General features: G+C 24.7%; 1 protein-coding gene. It reads left to right on the top strand.

Annotated elements, in window-relative coordinates; translation table 11 throughout:
* On the top strand, positions 1 to 258 hold a 258-nt coding region (locus QWY29_RS20110), incomplete at its 5' end, for a proton-conducting transporter transmembrane domain-containing protein (protein WP_300963006.1).
* Between the last annotated feature and the right edge of the window lie 33 nt (positions 259 to 291).

The following is a 291-nucleotide window of genomic DNA, read 5'->3' on the forward strand; positions in this document are numbered from 1 at the left end:
GAAGCTCCTATTTCAGGATCAATAATTTTAGCTGGTGTAATATTAAAATTAGGAGGATACGGTCTTCTTCGTGTGATAAAATTATTTTTAGAGATTGGTATAAAAATTAATTTTATTATAATTGTAATTTCTTTAATTGGAGGTGTAATTATTTCTTTAATTTGTGTACGTCAAAGAGATATAAAAATATTAATTGCTTATTCATCAGTTTCTCATATAGGTTTAATATTAAGAGGAATCATAACTTTAAATTGTTGAGGATTATGAGGAGCTTTTATTTTAATATTGGCT

This window comes from Nocardioides abyssi (assembly GCF_030412915.1).
GTDB lineage: Bacteria > Actinomycetota > Actinomycetes > Propionibacteriales > Nocardioidaceae > Nocardioides > Nocardioides abyssi.